Source organism: Micromonospora sonneratiae, assembly GCF_042679305.1.
Lineage (GTDB): Bacteria > Actinomycetota > Actinomycetes > Mycobacteriales > Micromonosporaceae > Micromonospora_H > Micromonospora_H sonneratiae.
Genome location: NZ_JBHTMP010000027.1, coordinates 1 through 17,786 on the forward strand (window position 1 = coordinate 1; position 17,786 = coordinate 17,786).

Below are 17,786 nucleotides of genomic sequence, written 5' to 3' on the forward strand. Positions count from 1 at the left end.
GGGCCGAGGCCCGCCGGGAGGCGCAGCGTCGCTTGGCGGCCCAACGCGAGGTCGTACGCCGGGCGGCGATGGGCCTGGACGGGGCCAACGACCTCCCGTCCGCCGCCTCGGGTGGCGGGCGGCGGGCGGGAGGCTCGGTGTCGTACCGCCGCTCCGGGGGACTGCGCGGGCGGGCGTACGAGGCTGGCCGAGGCTCCCACTCCGCCTGACCACCCTCCGCCCTTTCTCGTTGATCATGAAGTTATTGCGCGGAATCGGCGGTATTTTGGGCGATAACTCCATGATCAACAGGGAGGGGTGGGGCGGGTGGGTGCGGGGGTGGATTCGCGATGGCGGGGACAGACCTGTTAGCCTTGTCGCCGGCTCACAACGAAGTTCCAGTGGTGGGCCAAGGGGCTGTGGCGCAGACCGGTAGCGCACCTCGTTCGCATCGAGGGGGTCAGGGGTTCAAATCCCCTCAGCTCCACCATCACCACCGTTGACCAGCGGAAACGCTGGAAGAAGATCCACAAGTACAGGCTCAGTACAAATCAGTTCGGATCTTGGTTCGTTGCGGCCTGTTGCCGTCTGACCGTCGCGGCTTGAAGTGCCGCTGACGGTGCTTCGGCGACGGTTCTTCTTTCAGCCACCAATGCACGTACGTCTCCAGCGTGATCCGCAGGCTGGAGTGACGTAGGGCGTTCTGTACGTCGGTGGGGTCGGCCCTCATCGGTGGGCACCCGCTTCGGAGCCCACGAGAAGCCCCGCAGGATCGCGGACAGCCGTACCGCCTTACACGGGTCATCGGAAATGACCTTGTCGGCTACAGCAGCGTTCTGCCGCTCGCCGACGTGCGGATACAGGTGATGCCGTGACCAACGTCGTGGCGGGCACTACGGGGCGGCGGGTCTCTCGACAGTTCGATGGGCCCAGCTCCTAACTGGGCTGGTTCCGTAGCTGCCTGTGGAGCTGGCCAGCGGTATTGACCACCGCAACGAAGCCGAACACCTTGATCTGATCAACGTCGAAACTGCCCGTGACGATCGGCGGTGGCGCGTAGGCATAGATCTGGCTGGCGTCCAACTGAAGCCCGCGCCGGTGGTGTGCGGCCATGGCGAGGGTGGCCAGGAGGTACCTGTCCTGGCCACCCTCGGTGTCCAGTTCGGCAGTCAGGTCGGCGCGGGAGTTCCATCCCCGTACGAGGTGCCCTTCGAAGGTGTCGAGGAACCACCACGCCCCGTCCGCAGACTCAAGGAACACATTGCCAAACAGCGAGGTAAACCGCGGAGCCTTGCCAGCGAGATCCAGCCAGGCCCATGACTCCAGTGCCCGAGCGTACTGCTGCTCACTGAACTGCTTGGTGAGTTCCACCGCACCATTGGATCATGTACCCGCTCAGGCTTCCCCGGCCGTCGGATGTGGTGCCGTCCTGCTCTGCGGTTCCGCTCGGTTGCAGCGCCGTGAGCGGATGTAGGCGCCGGTGACGGCTGTCAGGCCGGTGCGGACTGGAGGGTGTCTGCGACTGGGTGGCGTGCGGCGGCCATCGCGGGGAGGGCGGTGAGCGCGGCGATGGCGAGTAGGACTCCGAGTGCCATGGCGAGCAGCCAGGAGGCGGGTGCGTACTGCTGATCGCCATTGCTGAATAAAAGATATAGCCCGATGCCGATAGGGATTCCGGCGGCAACGCCGGGTACGGCGGGTAGCAGCTGTGCTACCGCCAGGCCCGTGGCGGCCTGTCCGGGCGTCGCGCCGAGCGCGCGGGCGACGGCCAGCGGTTGCCGGGTGTCGAGGACCGCGGCCCAGGTGCTCACGATGGTGTTGAGAAGCGCGACGACGCACGCCACGACGGCGACGAGGAGGATGGCCTGGATGGTTCGCTCATCGCGGCGGTCGGGAAGCGTCGAGTGGCCGAGCGGTACCGGGGTGTGATCCTGCGCCTGTGCCATGAGTACGGCGGCGAGTGTGGCTGTGCTGACCAGGGTATTTGCCGTGACGAGTCGGGCGCGGTGCGGCCGGCGTGCGTTGATGCGTATCCCGATCAGTAGGGCGGTGGGTAGTCGGCGGGACAGCCAGATGGCCCACCGTCGGCGGCGCGGTGGCGTGGCGGCGTCGGCCAGCGTGTGGATGGTGCTGGTGGCGGCGGCGCGTACCACCGGTACCAGGGTTGCCGCGACGGCGATACCGAGGGCGAGAGCGGTGGCGGCGGCCACCACGCGCAGCGGTGGGTGGGCGCCGACGGATCCGATGAGTCCGGCGGTCGGGCCGAACAGCAGCGGTGCGGCAAGCCAGCCGGCGGCCAGACCGATACCGGCGGCAGCGAGCCCGACCACCAGGTACTCGGCGAGGTGGACGGCGGCGATCATGGCGGGCCCGGCGCCGACGGCCTTGAGTAGCCCCACCCGGCGTCGCTGGCCGATGATCCGGCCCGCGACGATACCGGCGACGCCGGTCAGCGCGAGGATCGTCAGTAGCCAGCTGCCGACCAGCAGGGCCTCCTGTGCCTTCTTGTTCAGCCGGCCGTTGACGTCTGCGATCTGCTGCCAGGTTCTGATGTGCCAGCCCCGGAACTTGGGGTTCCTGCGCTCCGGGCCGAAGACCGAGATGTCGGCCTGCGGGTCGGCCAGTTTCAGGTTCAGGGTGTACGTCAGCGGCTGAGTGCCGGCGAGCGTGGCGATGTCGCTGCGGTCGACCCAGACCAGGCCGCCCGCCTCGTGCAGGATGCTGCTTGGTATGTGCCACGCGACGTACGGGTACGCGGGCCTGGCGGCGGTTACCGCGGTCCCGGCCACCTGCATCGGATGGCCGTCGATGCTGACCGTGTCGCCGGTGTGCACACCGAGGGCGTCGGCGAAGGCGCGCTCGATGACCACGCCGCCGGGGCGTACCCAGGTGCCGTCGGTCACCGCCGGACGGTCGAGCGCGGCCGGGGTGGCATCCCGGCCCTCGACGACGACCCGGACGGTCAGGTCGCGGACGGTCAGCATCTTGAAAAGGAGGGGGTAGGGTCCGCTGTGGCCGGTGACGCCGGGTGCGGCCGTCAGCGGTGAGAGCGCGGCCAGCGCCTCCGGGCCGGTGCTGCCCGGCTCTATCACCAGGTCCGGGCCTGCGGTGGCGGCCCGGGTCTGCTGGTACGGACGGGTGACGAGCTCGTTGAGGGCGAGGCTGAGGGTCAGCGTCGCGGTCGCGGTGGTGATGGCGACCAGCAGCAGTACGGTTTCGGTCCGGCGTCGGCGCAGGTCCCGGACCAGCAGCCGGCAGACGAGCAGCAGACGGCCGTTCATGTCAGCACCGCCCGTCGTAGACGGTGCCAGTGCCAGTGCCAGTGCCGGTGCTAGTGGCGGCGGTGGCGGCGGTGGCGAGCAGGCTGTCGTCGGCGAACGCCCCGTCGCGCATGGCGATCACCCGGTCGGCGACCGCCGCGATGCGGGCGTCGTGGGTTACCACCACCAGCGTCTGTTCCCTGGTGCGCAACTCCTCGAACAGCCGCAGCACGTCCAGGGTGGCGGCGCTGTCCAGGTTGCCGGTGGGTTCGTCGGCCAGTACGACCAGCGGCTCGTTGCTCAGTGCGCGGGCGATGGCGACACGTTGGCGCTGGCCGCCGGAGAGCGCCGAAGGCAGGTGCGCGGCGCGGTCGGCCAGCCCGACCTGCTCCAGCAGGTGCAGGGCGCGTCGGCGGGCCCGGCCGGGCGACTGACCGGCCAGCAGCGCGGCCATCTCGACGTTCTCCACGGCGGTGAGTTCGTCCATGAGGTGGAAGGACTGGAACACGAGGCCGATATGGTGGCGCCGCAGCCGGGCCAGGGCCCGTTCGCTCATCGTGTCGATCCGCTGGTCGGCCAGCCACACCTGTCCGTCGGTCGGGCGTTGCAGTCCGCCGAGCAGGTGCAGCAGGGTGGACTTGCCACAGCCGCTGGGGCCCATGATCGCTAGCGTCTGCCCGTGGGGTACGTCCAGATCGACCTCGTCGACCGCGCGCACCAGCGTGTTGTTCCAGCCGTACCGCTTGGTCAGCCCGCGCGCCCGCAGCGCCATCGAGGTCATGCCTCCGCCTTCTGTCCAGTCCGATCACGCCCGGTCCACATGCGCTCGCATGCCTCCAGCCACTCCAGGTCGGCCCGCAGCCGCAGCACCACGCCCTCCAGCAGCACCCCGGCAATCGGATCCACCGACCGGTCCAGCGCCGCGCGCTGGTTGTCGCGTAGCCGGCGCAGCACCTCGCGCCGCTGCGCGTCGATCAGCGCGACGGGATCAGCAAGCCGGCCGGCTGCGGCAGCCACCAGCTTCAGGTGAAACTCCGTAAGGTCCGGCTTCGGCCAGCTCACCTCGGTCAGCCAGCCGGCGACCCGGTGCTGTCCGGCCGGGGTCAGTGCGTAGATCCGGCGGTCGGGCCGGTCCGGCAGGCCCTCGGCCCGCTCCGAGGTCACCAGCCCAGCCTTCGCCAGTCGGGCCAAAACCACGTAGATCTGCCCGGCGTTCATCGCGTCGCCGACCGGGCCCAGCGCGTCACGCATCCGGCTGCGCAGTTCGTACCCATGCGCAGGCTCCTTCGCCAGCATGGCCAGCACCACATCCTGCACCCGGGCACACCCCTTTGGACAGACGGACCGCTATTAGATAACCGTTAGCCATGGTGCTGTCAAATCCGCCGGCGGGCGCGGAGGGTACGGCCAGTTGCCTATCCGATGCATCAGTCGCGGGCCGCCGACGTCGCGGACAGGATCACGTCTCCGCTGCTGATTCGCGCCGTGGGGCAGGACGTCACGCCAATCGCCGATGTCGAATAGTTCGCGGAGCGGGTTCGCGAGCATGGCGGGGATGCGCCGATGGCCACCTATCCGGACGCGCCGCACAGCTTCTGCGACCGTACTTTCGGTTAGCGCCGCGCCGACATCGACGACTCTGGCGCGCCAGATGCTCGATTTTGTCGAAAACCATCCTGACGCAAATTGCTGTCCCACGCGAAGCCGTGGGTCGCGGGTTCGGACAGAATCAAATATACACTTATCGATTCCCAAGTTTCGGCGCCACTCCGCTGTGCAACCAGTTTCCCTGGGAGGCGGTACGCGTCCGACGGATGTGCTGGTCGCGCCCCTGCGAGGGGCGATCGTCGTCACTTTGCGCAACGGGTTCGCTCCGCGCATCCGATTATGTAGCGTCGCGGTGGCCGATAGTCACATGGCAATAGACGATATTTCCGAATTGGACAAGAGCAAGTCCAGATTGAAGCGTCGAGCGATTCGCGACAACCCGGTCGGAGGGTTGACGGAACTCGTTTGTATACGCAATATCGACAGCAAGATTATCAGGCGGGTGTCGCATCGCGGTGCCCTCAGCCAGTACGAATCCCACCTTCGGAGGTAATCCTTGCTCACCCGTAAAAGGGTGTGGGGGGTTGGTGGAGCCGTCAGCGGTCTTCTGCTCGCCCTCTCCCTGGTAGTAGTGACACCCGCCGCGCAGGCGGCGGTGGCGAACCCGATCGGTCCGCCTGACCGCATCATGATTCCGGTGTCCGATGTGACCGCCGCCGTGGCCGAGTACGCCGCCGCGACCGGCAACCAGTTCGGCACCGTCAAGATGACCAAGACGTCGATAAAGCTAGAGGACGGCCGTACCCGTCATGTCGTCCTACGGCACGCGGTCTCGCTGCGGGGCGGCCCGCACGTGGAGTTGGTCCAGGCGAGCCCGCCCATCGGGCCGTGGGCCGTCGCGCCGACCTCGTCGGTGCTCTCCTACACCGTGCCCGACCTCGCGCGGACCCCGAAGTCGACCAAGCTTGCCCGGGCTGGCTTCCGGAAGATCGCCAGCAACGAGGATGTCTCGTTCTGGCGTGGCATCGGCGGCCTCACCATTCGGCTCATCGAGTCCGACGCGGTGGCGCGTCCAGGTGCCGCAGGCCCGGCACCGGCGGCATCGGACCTTGGGCCGATCATGTCGCTGACCCTGTCACCGTGCGCTCCGGACGCGTTCGTCGCCACACTTTCGACGTTGCTCGGCGTCGCCTGGGACATGCGGGTGTTCCCCATGCCGTACGTGTTCGCGGACGGAACCTCGCAGGTCCTTGACATCATCGCCTACACCTCGGTGAGCGGCCCGCTGTACCTGGCGGTGGAGACGCCGCACCACGCTCCGCTGCTGCCCCGCTACGCCTGCTCCGACAGGGTGACGCCGATCCACTACGGGTACCCTACGCTTGATGTTGCTAGCGTGGAGCGGCAGTTCGTCGCTGGCGGGATGTCGCTGGTCGGCCGTGTTCCCGGCATGGTCGGCTACTACGAGACCCCGTCCGGAATCCTTATCGAGGCCTTCAACGCCAGCCTGGCCGGCTGAGCTGAGTAACTGCTCAGGCCCCCTCTGGTAACTGCTCAGGCCCCCTCTGTAGAGAGGGCCTGAGCAGTGTCGGGGTAGGGGATCCGTCAGTGGACACCTATCGCCCGGCGTACGTCTTGAACCGGCGTAGCCGCAGCGAGTTGCTGACCACGAACACCGAGGAGAAGGCCATGGCGGCGCCAGCGATCATCGGGTTGAGCAGGCCGGTCGCGGCCAGCGGCAGGGCGGCCACGTTGTAGGCGAACGCCCAGAACAGGTTGCCCTTGATGGTGCGCAGGGTGGCCCGGGACAACCGGATGGCGTCGACGGCGGCGTTGAGGTCACCCCGGACCAGGGTGAGGTCGCTGGCCTCGATGGCGACGTCGGTGCCGGTGCCCATCGCCAGACCGAGGTCGGCCTGGGCGAGTGCGGCGGCGTCGTTGACCCCGTCACCGATCATCGCCACGACCTTGCCCTCGCCCTGGAGCCGCTTGACCACGTCGACCTTGTCGGCCGGCATGACCTCGGCGATCACCTCGTCGATACCGACCTCGGCCGCGACGGTCCGGGCGACGGTGGTGTTGTCACCGGTGAGCAGTACCGGGGTCAGGCCGAGGGCCCGCAGGCCCGCGATGGCCTGTCGGCTGGTCGGCTTGACCACGTCGGCCACCACGAACGCCCCCCGGGCCGTACCGTCCCAGCCGGCGTAGACCACCGTACGACCGGTGACCTCGGCGGCTGCGGCGGCGCGTTCCACCTCGACGGGCAGGGTGAGCCCACTTTCGTGGAGGAGCCGGGCCCGACCGACGGTGACGGTGTGGCCGTCCACGGTGCCGGTGACGCCGAGTCCTTCGACGTTGGCGAACCCGGTCACGGCGGGCAGCGTCCCGGTACGGTCGGCGGCGCCGGCCGCGATGGCCTGGGCGATGGGGTGCTCGGACGCGGCCTCCAGCGCCCCGGCGAGGCGGAGCAGCTCGTCGGTGTCCTGCCCATCGGCGGTGATGGTGTCGACCAGCGTCATCTTGCCGGTGGTGACGGTGCCGGTCTTGTCCAGCACCACGGTGTCGATCTTCTTGGTCGACTCCAGGGTCTCCGGACCCTTGATCAGGATGCCGAGCTGGGCGCCCCGACCGGTGCCGACGAGCAGTGCGGTCGGCGTGGCCAGGCCGAGGGCGCAGGGGCAGGCGATGATCAGTACGGCCACCGCTGCGGTGAACGCCGCGGTGATGCCGTTGCCGGTGCCGATCCAGTAGCCGAGGGTCGCCACGGCGAGGGCGATGACGATGGGTACGAACACCCCGGAGATCCGGTCGGCCAGCCGCTGCACCTGCGCCTTGCCGGTCTGCGCCTGCTCGACCAGGGTTGCCATCTGGGCGAGCTGGGTGTCGGCACCGATACGGGTGGCGCGGACGATGAGCCGGCCGCCGGCGTTCACGGTCGCGCCGACCACCTGGTCGCCGGGGCCGACCTCGACCGGCACCGACTCGCCGGTGAGCATGCTGGTGTCGACGGCGGAGGTGCCCTCCTCGATGATGCCGTCGGTGGCGACCTTCTCGCCCGGACGTACGACGAACCGGTCACCGACGGTGAGGTCGCCCACGGGGATGCGGGTCTCGACACCGTTGCGCAGGACCGCGACGTCCTTCGCGCCGAGTTCCAGCAGGGCACGCAGGGCCGCGCCGGCCCGGCGCTTGGAGCGGGCCTCGAAGTAGCGGCCGGCGAGGATGAACAGGGTGACCCCGGCGGCGGCTTCGAGGTAGATGTTGCCGGCACCGTCGGTGCGGGTGATGTCCAGGGTGAACGGGTGGGTCATGCCGGGGGTGCCGGCGGTGCCGAAGAACAGCGCCCACAGCGACCAGCCGAACGCGGCGATGGTGCCGACCGACACCAGGGTGTCCATGGTGGCCGCGCCGTGCCGGAGGTTGGTCCAGGCGGCCTTGTGGAACGGCAGTCCGCCGTAGACGACGACCGGGGCGGCCAGGGTCAGTGACAGCCACTGCCAGTATTCGAACTGCCACGCGGGCACCATGGCCAGGGCGATCACCGGTACGGTGAGCACCAGCGACACCCACAGCCGGGTACGCAGTCCGCGCAGCTCGTCGGCGGGCTCGCCGGCCTCGGCCTCGGAGCCCTGACCGGGAGCGGCGCCCGCTGGTTTGGGCGGTGGGGGCAGCTTCGCGGTGTAACCGGTCTTCTCCACCGTGGCGATCAGTTCCTCGGCGGTGACGGTGTCGTCGAAGGTGACCTTCGCCTTCTCGGTGGCGTAGTTGACCGTGGCGGTCACCCCGTCGAGCCGGTTGAGCTTCTTTTCGATCCGGGAGGCGCAGGAGGCGCAGGTCATGCCACCGATCGCCAACTCGATCTGGTTCGGAGCCGTCTGCAACGGCCTGGTGACTGATGACATGGGACTCTCCTGCTCAGTTGTGCGAGTGTCCGGACGAGGCCGGAGTCGGGGCCGGTGTGGTGGCCGTTTCGGTGGGGCTGGCCGGGGTCCCGGTCGGCCCGGCGGTGAGGGTGAATTCGGCGGTGCGTACGACGCCGCCGTGCTGGAAGTCCAGGAACAGCCGGTAGGTGCCGGTCGAGGGCACCTCGGCGTAGAAGGTCACCGACGGACCGGGCTGGGTCTTTCCGTCCCCCGGCTCCCCGTCGGGGTGGACGTGCAGGTACGCCAGGTCACCGTCGCGCAGGGCGACCAGGTGTCCGTACGCGCCGAGGTAGGGCTGTAGGTCGGTGACCGGTGCCCCGCCCCGGTTGACGTTCAAGGTCAACTTGCTGGTCCGGCCGGGGGTCAGCACTCCGTCGAGCGTGACGGTGTAGTCGTCCACGGTTGCCGTGGCCGACGTGGCGGGAAGCGCCCGGGGAGCGAAGACGCCCGGTACGGCGACGTCGACGCCGAGCGTGAGTGCCTCCCCGCCGGTGGGCTTGAAGTCGGCGAACGCCCGCCAACTCCCCGGTTCACCCAACGGTGAGGTGACCCGCCATGTTCCGTCAGCGGCCAGGTCGGGGTGCACGTGCCGGAAGCCGGAGAGGTCCCGACGGGCCACGATCAGATGCATCCGCTTCTCGTGTTCGACGTCGAAGGCGGTGACGGGCTGCCCGTCCGGACCGATGATCCGGAAGGCGAACTCCCCGTCCGCTCCGGTGACCGGGGTGAAGGTGTAGCCGCGGTCGGACACCAGGAGCCCGCCAGGCGTGAGCCCGCCATTGGCGGTGGTGTCGGATTTCGTCTGCTCGTCGTGGCCGCCGCTGTGTCCACCGGTGCTGGTGTTGTGACCCGGTTCGGCGGGGGTGCCGGGGCCGACCACGCGGCCGGCCCCGAACGCTCCACCGAACACCACCACGAGCCCGAGCCCGAATGCGCCCAGTTTCGTCGCCGTGTTCATCGCGTTTACCTCATTTGTGGTTGTTGCGAAATTTCTGTCAGGGGGTGACGAGTTCGTAGCCGGCCTCGTCGACTGCTGCGGCGACCGCCGCCCGGTCGAGAGTCTCGGCGCTGGTGACGGTGACCTCGCCCGAGCTCAGATCGACCTTTACGTCGCTGACGCCGGGGATGGCGCCAACCTCCGTGCTGACCGAGTTCACGCAGTGCCCACAGGTCATTCCCTTGACCAGATACTTCTCGGTGACCATGACCGACTCCTTTCCTCGGCTCTCACTATATACCCCTGGGGGGTACCGGTACGGCGGGGTGTGCGGTATTTCTCGTGCCGTCGGGTGTTCGGGCCGGGGTCGTGACCCGAACACCCACCCGGCCCGGTTCACACCTTGACGGTTCTTTCCGGCTGCTCCACCGGGGCGGGCTTCGGCGTACGCAGGGTGAACGTCGCCAGGATCGCGCCGCCCAGGGCGACGACCGCCGCGCCGATGAACGCCGCCGAGAAACCGTCGGTCAGCGCGGGCAGGTCACCGATCCGGTCCGCGCCCTGTGACGTGGCGATCGCGGTCATCGCGGCCAGACCGAGCGCGGAGCCCACCTGGTAGGTGGTGTTGACGATGCCGGAGGCCAGTCCGCCCTGCTCCGGCTTGACCCCGCCGATCGCCGCCATGGTGGCCGGGATGAACACCAGGGACATGCCGACCGCCGACACCAACGAGCCGGGGAGGACGTCGACCAGGAACGTCCCGTCCTGATCGACGGTGGCCAGCATGCCCAGCCCCAGGGCGAGTACGGCCAGGCCGGAGACGATCAGCGGCTTGGTGCCGTACCGGTTGATCAGACGTCCGGTGACGCCCACCATCAGGATCATCATGAACGCGGTCATCGGCACCAACGCGGCACCGCTGGCGAACGCCCCGAAGCCAAGTACCTGCTGGACATAGAGGTTGAGGAAGTACCACATCGGGATCCACGCCGCGCCCAGCAGGGTCATGGCGAGGTTGGCTCCCGCCAGATTGGGCGTACGCCACACCCGCAACGGCATCAGCGGGTTACCGGCGAGCCGTTGCACGACCACGAACCCGGCCAGCAGGACCAGCGCTCCAGCCAACTGGAGTAGCGTGCCGGCCGAGCCCCAACCCCGCTCGGGGGCCTGCACGATCGCGTACACCGCCAACGCCAGACCACCGGTCACCGAGATCGCACCGATCACGTCCAGGCCGCCGCGACGCCCCGGTACCGCCGGCAGCACCGCAGGCACCATCGCCAACGTCAGCAGGCCGATCGGTACGTAGATCACGAACACCCAGGGCCAGCTCAGCCACTCGGTGATCACGCCGCCCAGGAACACGCCGGCCGTACCGCCGGCCGGGGCTGCCGCACCGTAGATGGCTAGCGCCTTCGGCAGTTCCTTGGGCTGTCCGGCGAACAGCACCATCAACAGCGTCATCGCGGCGGGTGCGATCAGTGCGGCACCGACGCCCTGCACCGCCCGGCCGGCAACCTCCGTGCCGGCGTTGCGGGCCACCGCCGCCAGCACCGAACCGGCGATCAGGATCGCCCAACCGATGGTGAACACCCGACGGGCGCCCCACAGGTCGGACAGTCGGCCGCCCAGCAGCAACAAACCGCCGAACGCCACCGCATAGGCGTTGAACACCCACTGCAACGACTCGGGGCTGAACCCGAGTGCGTCCTGCATATCCGGTAACGCGACCGCGATGATCGACGTGTCCATGATGACCATGAACTGGGCGGTAGCGAGCACCAGCAGTGCCCACCAGCGCCGAGGATCCGCAGACATGACAAGCCATCCCGTTCCGGTCCCGGCGCGCCCTGGCGCCGGGACCTAGTCAGCAACCACTGATGTGGTCAGGAATTCGTGATCTGGTAACCGGCGCCCACGACGGCGGCGTGGACATCGGCGTCGCTGGCGGTGCCGGCGACCGTGATCCGACCTGCGGTGAGGTCGACGGTGACGTCAGTGACGCCCGACACGGCGCGTACCGCCGTGCTGACGCGGGTCGCGCACGGCTGGCAGGTCATGCCGCTGACGAGGTAGTCGCGTCCCTCGGTGGCGGGGGTCTCGACGGTCTGGGTTTCGTTGCTGGCGCAGCCGCACATGACAGTCTCCTTATACCGGTACCCCGTAGGGGTATTTGACGCAGAGGAACGTACCATACCCCCGGGGGGTTGGGTACCATTGCGGGTATGACAACACCTACGGATAAGCCGACCCGGGGCTACACAGCCAGCAAGGATCAACTGCTCGCGCGGCTGCGGCGCGTCGAGGGGCAGGTCCGGGGGATCGAGCGCATGGTCGAGGACGACCGCTACTGCATCGACGTACTAACGCAGATTTCCGCGATCCAGGCCGCCCTGGACAAGGTGGCGCTCGGGCTGCTCGACGGCCATGCCCGGCACTGCATGCACGAGGCTGCGGCCGGTGGGCGGGCGGACGAGGTGGCGACCGAGATGATGGCCGCCGTCGGGCGGTTGATGAAGCGCGGCTGAGTCGACTCGGCCCGGTGGAACGAAGCGGCCCCGCCCGGGCCGCTTCGTCCATCCGTCCACGTGTTGCGCTGTCGCGTCACTTCTCCATGTCGACAGCCGTCAGATCCCTAGCGGACGCCGACGACCGCGGCGTCGCGTGCGCCGCGCCAGATCAGGCCGGCCTCGGCGTAACCCGCTGCCCGCAGGGTGTCGATGTGCCACGATGCGGGTTTGTCCGTTTCGCTGGAGTGTTCGCCGGAGAAGACCTGACGGCGTTCCGCCATCAGCGGGCCGAGCGTCTCGTCCCTGTCGACGTGCTCCCACCAGGCCTGCCAGGACAGTGCCGCCCCGGCGGCGTACCGCGCCTCGCGGCGGGTCCGCTCCCGGAGACCGAATTTCTCGCTGAGGCCCGGCAGTCCCTCGTCCGGCATGTGGTCGACGTTGACGAACACCCCGCCGGGCCGCAACGCCTCCCGGATCTCCGCGTAGAGGGCGCTGAGTCGGTCGGGCGCCAGCCAGTGCAGGGCCGTCGCGGTCAGTACCGCGTCGTAGCCGTCGCGGGGGAGGGCCTCCACCCACTGCGGCGTACGCAGATCTGCGGTGACCACCGTGGTGCGCTCGTCCAGGGTGGCCCGAGCGATGGTCAGCAGCACCGGGTCGACGTCGACCAGGGTGGTGTTGGCGTGCGGAAAGCGGCGCAGCGTCCGTAGCGAGATGGAGCCGGTCCCGCCGGCCAGGTCGAGAACAGCGGGAGCCGGTGAGTCAGTGGTCGCGGCGACGGTGTCGAGCAATGCGGTGAAACGCTCCTCCCGGTCGGGAAGGTACGCCTCCTGCTGGCGGTCCCAGCTCTCCTGCCAGGCAGCCGCGTCGAGTTCAGTGTAAGGACTCATGGGGATTACGCTAATTACTGTCCGATTGCCTGTCGAGACTTGACAATCCAGCGTGGGGGAACGGCGGCGACGGTCGTCGGGGTCGACGACCGTCATCGGCTGAGCGCGTTGAGCGGTGCTGCCGGCCCGAACCGTGCCGACAGGCCGAGCCGTGCCGCCGGGCCGAGCCGTGCCGCCGGGCCGAGCGATGTCGCCGGGCCGAGCCGGAGGTCGGCTCGGTCACCTTCCCGGGAGGGGTGCCTAGCGTCCCACTCCGGTCGGACCGGGACCCGCCGTACGGGGCGCATCGGCCAGCACCAGGAATCGCAACGCCCGGATCGTGCTCAGCCAGCGGACAAGATGGGTGGCCAGCGGCGTCAGGATGATCACCGTGGCCGCCGTGACGGTGCCGCCGAGCACGATCCCGGCGAGTACGTCGTGCGGATAGTGCACGCCAGCCACGACCCGCAGCGCGCCGGCCACCGCAGCCAGGGGCAGGGTCAGCAGGGCGAAGCGCGGGGCCACCAGGGCCAGGCCGACCGCCAGCCCGGCGGCGATGACCGAATGGTTGCTCGGAAACGACCAGTCCCCGACGCTGGGGCAGGCGACGGCGATCTCGACCCCGGGAAGGGCGCGACAGGGCCGTTCCTCGTTCACCGCCACTTTGATCACTTCGCTGATCAGGTAGGCGGTCGTCATGCCGGCACCCACCAGGACAGTGCCGGCCACGATCTGTGCGCCGCGTCGCCGGCCGGTCCACCAGATGGCGACCAGCATCAGGACGAGCAGCACCACCGTGCCCTCGGTGGCCAGTTCGACGAAGGTGTGCAGCCAGGAGGGCCCTTCCTCGGCCAGGTCCGTGACCAGGCGGTAGGTGGCAGCGGACGTACCCGACGTGACCTCGATCGGATTGGCGCCGCCCGCACCGTCCGGAATGAGGCCGATCACCGACCCGATGCCCGCGACCAGCAGTGCCAGGGACACCAGTACCCGTCCCAGGCTCGGCCACTTCTGGGCAGGTTGTTGGCCCACCAAATCGATGTTCTGCATCGAGTCCGATTTAACACGCTTCGCCATCAGGCGAGAGTACGGGGGGTGGTCGGACGAACAAATGCGCCAAAGGTAGGCCGCCGACCCTGACGAACGTCAGGGTCGGCGGCATCCGTACGGGTGGTCGGTGACCCGGCACGGGCGGATCGTGGCAGGTCCCGACAGGACTCCGTTACTGCTGGGTGGGGGCCAGCCGCACCCGGCGCAGCAGCTGTGCGTTCAGCGCCACCACGATGGTGGAGGCGGACATCAGCACAGCCCCGGCGGCCGGGCTGAGCGCGACACCGGCCCAGGCCAGCACACCGGCAGCCAGCGGGAGCGCAACCACGTTGTAGCCGGCGGCCCACGCCAGGTTCTGGATCATCTTCCGGTACGAGGCCTTGGAGAGCCGGATGATCCCGGTGACGCCACGCGGATCGGAGGAGGCCAGCACCACCCCGGCGGACTCGATGGCCACGTCCGTACCGGCACCGATCGCGATCCCCACGTCGGCGCGGGCCAGGGCGGGGGCGTCGTTGACCCCGTCACCGACCATCGCCACGGTGAGGCCGCGACGTTGCAGTTCGGCGACCGCCTCGTCCTTGTCGGCCGGCAGGACCTCGGCGAAGACCTCGTCGACACCGGGCTGGAAGCCCAGTTCGGCGGCGACCGCCTCGGCCACCGGCCGCGCGTCACCGGTGATCATCACGATCTTCTTGACCCCCTGCTGCCGCAACTGCTCGATGGCCTGCCGGGCTTCGGGGCGTACCTCGTCCTCCAGGGCGAGTGCACCGAGCACCTGGGGCGATGCGGTGCTGTCGAGGCGTACCAGGTGCAGCACCGCAGCCCCCCGGGCCGACCACTGTTCGGTCGTCCGGACCAGTTCGTCCGGCACCTGGACCTTGAACTCGTTCAGCAGGGCCGGGCCGCCGATGGCGTAGCTGGCCCCGTCGATGTCGGCCTGGACGCCGCGGCCGGTCAGCGACCGGAAGTTGGCCGCCGTGGCCGGCTGGCCCCGCTTGACGGCGGCGGCCACGATCGCCCGAGCCAACGGGTGTTCGCTGTCCGCCTCGACACCGCCGGCCAGCCGGAGCACCTCGTCCTCACTCGATCCGGGCACCGCCGCGACCGCCGTCACGGTGTGGGCGCCCTTGGTCAGGGTGCCGGTCTTGTCGAACAGCACCGCGTCGACCGTACGCATCCGCTCCAGCGCCAACCGGTCCTTGACCAGGATGCCGGCCTTGGCCGCCGTCGCCGTCGACAACGAGATCACCAGGGGAATCGCCAGGCCGAGGGCGTGCGGGCACGCGATCACGAGTACGGTCACCGTCCGTACCACGGCTTCGTCGATGTTGCCGAACGCCCACCAGGCAGCGAAGGTGACCACGGCGGTGGCGGTGGCGATGTAGAACAGCATCGCGGCGAACCGGTCGGCCAGGACCTGGGCCCGGCCACTGGACTGTTGGGCCTGCGCCACCAGGCGTTGGATACCGGCCAGCGCGGTGTCCTCGCCGACCGCGTCGATCTGGACCCGGATCGCGGAGTCGGTGGCCACCGTGCCGGCGACCACCCGGTCACCCACGCCTCGACCGACCGGCCGGGACTCTCCGGTGATCATCGATTCGTCGAGTTCGGCCGTACCGTCGACGACCCGGCCGTCGGCGGGCACCCGGGCGCCCGGCCGGACCAGCACCACGTCGTCCACCCGAAGGTCACCGATCGAAACCCGCTGTACGCCCCCATCCGGGGTGACCCGTTCGGCATCGTCGGGCAGCAGGGCGGCCAGGGCAGCGAGCGCGCCCTGGGCCTGACCGATGGCCTTCATCTCCTGCCAGTGGCCGAGGAGCATGATGGTGACCAGTGCAGCCAGTTCCCACCAGAAGTCCAGGTTGAACGCGCCCAGGCTGGTGGCCAGCGAGGCGACGTAGGCGACCGTGATCGCCATCGCGATCAGCAGCATCATGCCCGGGGCCCGGTCCCGGACCTCCCGTACCCCGCCGACCAGGAACGGCCAGCCTCCGTAGAGGAACACCACGGTGCCCAGCACCGGACCGATCAGACCGATCCCGGGAAAGTCGAGCGAGTAGCCGAACCAGTCCATGATCATGTGGCTGGTGACCACGATCGGTACGGTCAGGGCCAGGCTCAGCCAGAACTTGCGTCGGAAGATCTCCGGGTCGTGCCCGGCATGCTTGTCGTGTCCACCGTGTCCACCGTGACCAACATGTCCACCGTGGCCCTGGTGGTTCTCGTGTCCGCCGTGACTCTCGTGCCCACCGTGTCCGTGGTGGTCTTCGTGTCCGGTGTGGGAGCCGTGTCCGCCGTGCTGCTGCATCTCAGATCTCCTCCTTGCCCGGAGAACGTTATACCCCCAGGGGGTATTTTCCAAACACTTTCTGAAAAGATCGTTCTGACGGTCGTGGGAATCCCTGGTCGATCAAGCTGCGCGCGGCCCCGGGTGCGCCCTTCCCGGCCGTCGGCTCGGCCCGGTCGTCTAGCATTTCGGGCATGACGGTCACCCGCCACGGCCTGGCCCGCCGCGTCTGCGGCTCGGTCGGCTGGCGGTTGACGCGGTGGGGTGTGCTGCTGGCGACGCTGGTCGGTCTGGTGGTGATGCATCAGCTGGCCGGAGCCCCCGACCTCGGTTCAGCGGCACACGCGACGGTGCAGCAGGAAGCCGCCGGGCACGGGCCCATGACGGCCGTTCCGCCAGCCGGGGACGGGCACTGTGGGCGGCCGGATGGCGAGTGCCCGGACGGCAACGGGGACGACAACAGACACGGGCACGCCGGCCAGGTCTGCCAGTTCACCGCACCGGCCAGCTCCACCGGGCCGGTGCTGCTGCTGACGGCGGTGCCTGGCGTCCCACCTACGGTTCAGTCGGCGGTCTCACCCCGTACCGCGATGCAGCAGGCGGCGGGCGGGTCCGGCTGCGGTCCACCAACGCTGAGTGAGCTGTCCGTCTTCCGGATATAGGCCGACTCCTTGCCGGCATACGCGCTCGCGTCGTCGCGAGGGCGTACGCCACAGCGCTCGTACCCCGATTCGAGGCAGTCAAGGAGCCGAATTCTCATGCGTAACCTTCCGACGATCCGTCGTGCCACCGGCGTGGTGGCCGCTGCCGTAGCGGCCCTGGCCTTCGCGGCCGGATGCAGCGACGACTCGCACAACGGCGGACACGACGCCGGGGCGGCCAGCCCCACGGCCAGCAGCACGTCCGTTCAGCCCGGTGTCGAGCACAACCAGGCCGACATCGCCTTCGCGCAGGGCATGATCCCGCACCACCAGCAGGCCGTCGAGATGGCGGACCTGGCCGAGACCCGAGCGGGTGCCGGGGTCAAGGCGCTCGCCGCCAAGATCAAGCAGGCGCAGGCGCCGGAGATCCAGCAGATGACGGACTGGCTGAACCAGTGGGGCGCGCCGCTACCGTCGGCCGGTGGTCACGGTTCGCACGGCAGCGGCCACGAGGGGATGGCCGGGATGATGACCGAGCAGGAGATGACCGAACTCAAGGCGTCGACCGGTGCCAAGTTCGACCGGATGTTCCTGGAGATGATGATCCGCCACCACGAGGGCGCGGTGCAGATGGCGACCACCGAGCAGCAGCAGGGCCAGAACCCGGCCGCGAAGAAGCTGGCCGGCGAGATCATCGGTGCCCAGAACAGTGAGATCCAGGAGATGCGGGCGATGCTGGCCAAGATCTAGGCCAGCCAGCCACCCGACGCGCGGCCAGC

The 17,786-nt window shown here is 69.1% G+C and carries 16 protein-coding genes, 1 tRNA gene and 1 pseudogene; 6 read left to right on the top strand and 12 right to left on the bottom strand.

Translation table 11 applies throughout. The annotated features are described in order from the left end of the window. A pseudogene (locus ACFQ4H_RS18255) lies at positions 1 to 209 on the top strand (hypothetical protein); the annotation flags it as partial. Positions 210 to 392: 183 nt separating this feature from the next. Further along, positions 393 to 469, top strand: a tRNA-Ala gene (locus tag ACFQ4H_RS18260). A 446-nt stretch (positions 470 to 915) separates the two neighbouring features. Here the strand turns inward: ACFQ4H_RS18260 and ACFQ4H_RS18265 are convergent. From ACFQ4H_RS18265 to ACFQ4H_RS18280, 4 genes are all read right to left on the bottom strand, one after another. Further along, complete coding sequence (locus tag ACFQ4H_RS18265) at positions 916 to 1,350, bottom strand: hypothetical protein (protein ID WP_377572192.1); 435 nt, start codon at positions 1,348 to 1,350, stop codon at positions 916 to 918. A 119-nt stretch (positions 1,351 to 1,469) separates the two neighbouring features. Further along, entirely contained in the window at positions 1,470 to 3,260 is a 1,791-nt protein-coding gene (locus ACFQ4H_RS18270; protein WP_377572193.1) for an FtsX-like permease family protein, read from the bottom strand. A 1-nt stretch (position 3,261) separates the two neighbouring features. Continuing rightward, positions 3,262 to 4,020: an ABC transporter ATP-binding protein gene (locus ACFQ4H_RS18275; RefSeq protein ID WP_377572194.1), complete on the bottom strand. Its 759-nt coding sequence runs from the start codon at positions 4,018 to 4,020 to the stop codon at positions 3,262 to 3,264. Continuing rightward, positions 4,017 to 4,556: a PadR family transcriptional regulator gene (locus ACFQ4H_RS18280; protein WP_377572195.1), complete on the bottom strand. Its 540-nt coding sequence runs from the start codon at positions 4,554 to 4,556 to the stop codon at positions 4,017 to 4,019. Before ACFQ4H_RS18280 ends, ACFQ4H_RS18275 begins: the two co-directional genes overlap by 4 nt. 928 nt (positions 4,557 to 5,484) lie before the next feature. On the opposite strand from ACFQ4H_RS18280, the gene ACFQ4H_RS18285 reads away from it, so the two are divergent. Further along, on the top strand, positions 5,485 to 6,306 hold the full coding sequence (locus ACFQ4H_RS18285) for a hypothetical protein (RefSeq protein WP_377572196.1): 822 nt from the start codon (positions 5,485 to 5,487) through the stop codon (positions 6,304 to 6,306). Positions 6,307 to 6,403: 97 nt separating this feature from the next. Here ACFQ4H_RS18285 and ACFQ4H_RS18290 read toward each other — a convergent pair whose 3' ends face one another. The 5 genes from ACFQ4H_RS18290 to ACFQ4H_RS18310 form a co-directional block, all read right to left on the bottom strand. Beyond that, positions 6,404 to 8,689 carry a heavy metal translocating P-type ATPase gene (locus ACFQ4H_RS18290; protein WP_377572197.1) on the bottom strand — a complete coding sequence of 762 codons (2,286 nt, stop codon included), beginning with the start codon at positions 8,687 to 8,689 and terminating at the stop codon, positions 6,404 to 6,406. Positions 8,690 to 8,702: 13 nt separating this feature from the next. After that, positions 8,703 to 9,668 (bottom strand): hypothetical protein, encoded by a 966-nt coding sequence (locus tag ACFQ4H_RS18295; protein ID WP_377572198.1) that lies wholly within the window; start codon positions 9,666 to 9,668, stop codon positions 8,703 to 8,705. 37 nt (positions 9,669 to 9,705) lie between these two features. Continuing rightward, entirely contained in the window at positions 9,706 to 9,915 is a 210-nt protein-coding gene (locus ACFQ4H_RS18300) for a heavy-metal-associated domain-containing protein (protein WP_377572199.1), read from the bottom strand. A gap of 128 nt (positions 9,916 to 10,043) precedes the next feature. Further along, a complete protein-coding gene (locus tag ACFQ4H_RS18305) occupies positions 10,044 to 11,465 on the bottom strand; it encodes an MFS transporter (RefSeq protein WP_377572200.1) in 1,422 nt (473 codons plus the stop codon). A 68-nt stretch (positions 11,466 to 11,533) separates the two neighbouring features. Further along, positions 11,534 to 11,785 (bottom strand): heavy-metal-associated domain-containing protein, encoded by a 252-nt coding sequence (locus ACFQ4H_RS18310; RefSeq protein ID WP_377572201.1) that lies wholly within the window; start codon positions 11,783 to 11,785, stop codon positions 11,534 to 11,536. 87 nt (positions 11,786 to 11,872) lie between these two features. Between ACFQ4H_RS18310 and ACFQ4H_RS18315 the strand changes: the two genes are divergently transcribed. Beyond that, on the top strand, positions 11,873 to 12,175 hold the full coding sequence (locus ACFQ4H_RS18315; protein WP_377572202.1) for a metal-sensitive transcriptional regulator: 303 nt from the start codon (positions 11,873 to 11,875) through the stop codon (positions 12,173 to 12,175). A 107-nt stretch (positions 12,176 to 12,282) separates the two neighbouring features. Here the strand turns inward: ACFQ4H_RS18315 and ACFQ4H_RS18320 are convergent, their stop codons facing one another. The 3 genes from ACFQ4H_RS18320 to ACFQ4H_RS18330 form a co-directional block, all read right to left on the bottom strand. Beyond that, complete coding sequence (locus tag ACFQ4H_RS18320; protein ID WP_377572203.1) at positions 12,283 to 13,044, bottom strand: class I SAM-dependent methyltransferase; 762 nt, start codon at positions 13,042 to 13,044, stop codon at positions 12,283 to 12,285. A 240-nt stretch (positions 13,045 to 13,284) separates the two neighbouring features. After that, entirely contained in the window at positions 13,285 to 14,100 is an 816-nt protein-coding gene (locus ACFQ4H_RS18325) for a phosphatase PAP2 family protein (protein WP_377572204.1), read from the bottom strand. A gap of 145 nt (positions 14,101 to 14,245) precedes the next feature. Further along, positions 14,246 to 16,387 carry a heavy metal translocating P-type ATPase gene (locus tag ACFQ4H_RS18330; protein ID WP_377572205.1) on the bottom strand — a complete coding sequence of 714 codons (2,142 nt, stop codon included), beginning with the start codon at positions 16,385 to 16,387 and terminating at the stop codon, positions 14,246 to 14,248. Positions 16,388 to 16,560: 173 nt separating this feature from the next. Here ACFQ4H_RS18330 and ACFQ4H_RS18335 point away from each other — a divergent pair, with 173 nt between their 5' ends. Then, positions 16,561 to 17,028 carry a DUF6153 family protein gene (locus tag ACFQ4H_RS18335; protein WP_377572206.1) on the top strand — a complete coding sequence of 156 codons (468 nt, stop codon included), beginning with the start codon at positions 16,561 to 16,563 and terminating at the stop codon, positions 17,026 to 17,028. 96 nt (positions 17,029 to 17,124) lie between these two features. Then, entirely contained in the window at positions 17,125 to 17,757 is a 633-nt protein-coding gene (locus ACFQ4H_RS18340; protein ID WP_377572207.1) for a DUF305 domain-containing protein, read from the top strand. Positions 17,758 to 17,786 lie beyond the last annotated feature (29 nt).

What these genes read in the sequence shown, in the direction of transcription:
- ACFQ4H_RS18270 (WP_377572193.1), bottom strand. Translation starts at nt 3,260, where the DNA reads ATGAACGGCCGTCTGCTGCTCGTCTGCCGGCTGCTGGTCCGGGACCTG.
- ACFQ4H_RS18275 (WP_377572194.1), bottom strand. Translation starts at nt 4,020, where the DNA reads ATGACCTCGATGGCGCTGCGGGCGCGCGGGCTGACCAAGCGGTACGGC.
- ACFQ4H_RS18290 (WP_377572197.1), bottom strand. Translation starts at nt 8,689, where the DNA reads ATGTCATCAGTCACCAGGCCGTTGCAGACGGCTCCGAACCAGATCGAG.
- ACFQ4H_RS18295 (WP_377572198.1), bottom strand. Translation starts at nt 9,668, where the DNA reads ATGAACACGGCGACGAAACTGGGCGCATTCGGGCTCGGGCTCGTGGTG.
- ACFQ4H_RS18300 (WP_377572199.1), bottom strand. Translation starts at nt 9,915, where the DNA reads ATGGTCACCGAGAAGTATCTGGTCAAGGGAATGACCTGTGGGCACTGC.
- ACFQ4H_RS18305 (WP_377572200.1), bottom strand. Translation starts at nt 11,465, where the DNA reads ATGTCTGCGGATCCTCGGCGCTGGTGGGCACTGCTGGTGCTCGCTACC.
- ACFQ4H_RS18310 (WP_377572201.1), bottom strand. Translation starts at nt 11,785, where the DNA reads ATGTGCGGCTGCGCCAGCAACGAAACCCAGACCGTCGAGACCCCCGCC.
- ACFQ4H_RS18315 (WP_377572202.1), top strand. Translation starts at nt 11,873, where the DNA reads ATGACAACACCTACGGATAAGCCGACCCGGGGCTACACAGCCAGCAAG.
- ACFQ4H_RS18320 (WP_377572203.1), bottom strand. Translation starts at nt 13,044, where the DNA reads ATGAGTCCTTACACTGAACTCGACGCGGCTGCCTGGCAGGAGAGCTGG.
- ACFQ4H_RS18325 (WP_377572204.1), bottom strand. Translation starts at nt 14,100, where the DNA reads ATGGCGAAGCGTGTTAAATCGGACTCGATGCAGAACATCGATTTGGTG.
- ACFQ4H_RS18330 (WP_377572205.1), bottom strand. Translation starts at nt 16,387, where the DNA reads ATGCAGCAGCACGGCGGACACGGCTCCCACACCGGACACGAAGACCAC.
- ACFQ4H_RS18335 (WP_377572206.1), top strand. Translation starts at nt 16,561, where the DNA reads ATGACGGTCACCCGCCACGGCCTGGCCCGCCGCGTCTGCGGCTCGGTC.
- ACFQ4H_RS18340 (WP_377572207.1), top strand. Translation starts at nt 17,125, where the DNA reads ATGCGTAACCTTCCGACGATCCGTCGTGCCACCGGCGTGGTGGCCGCT.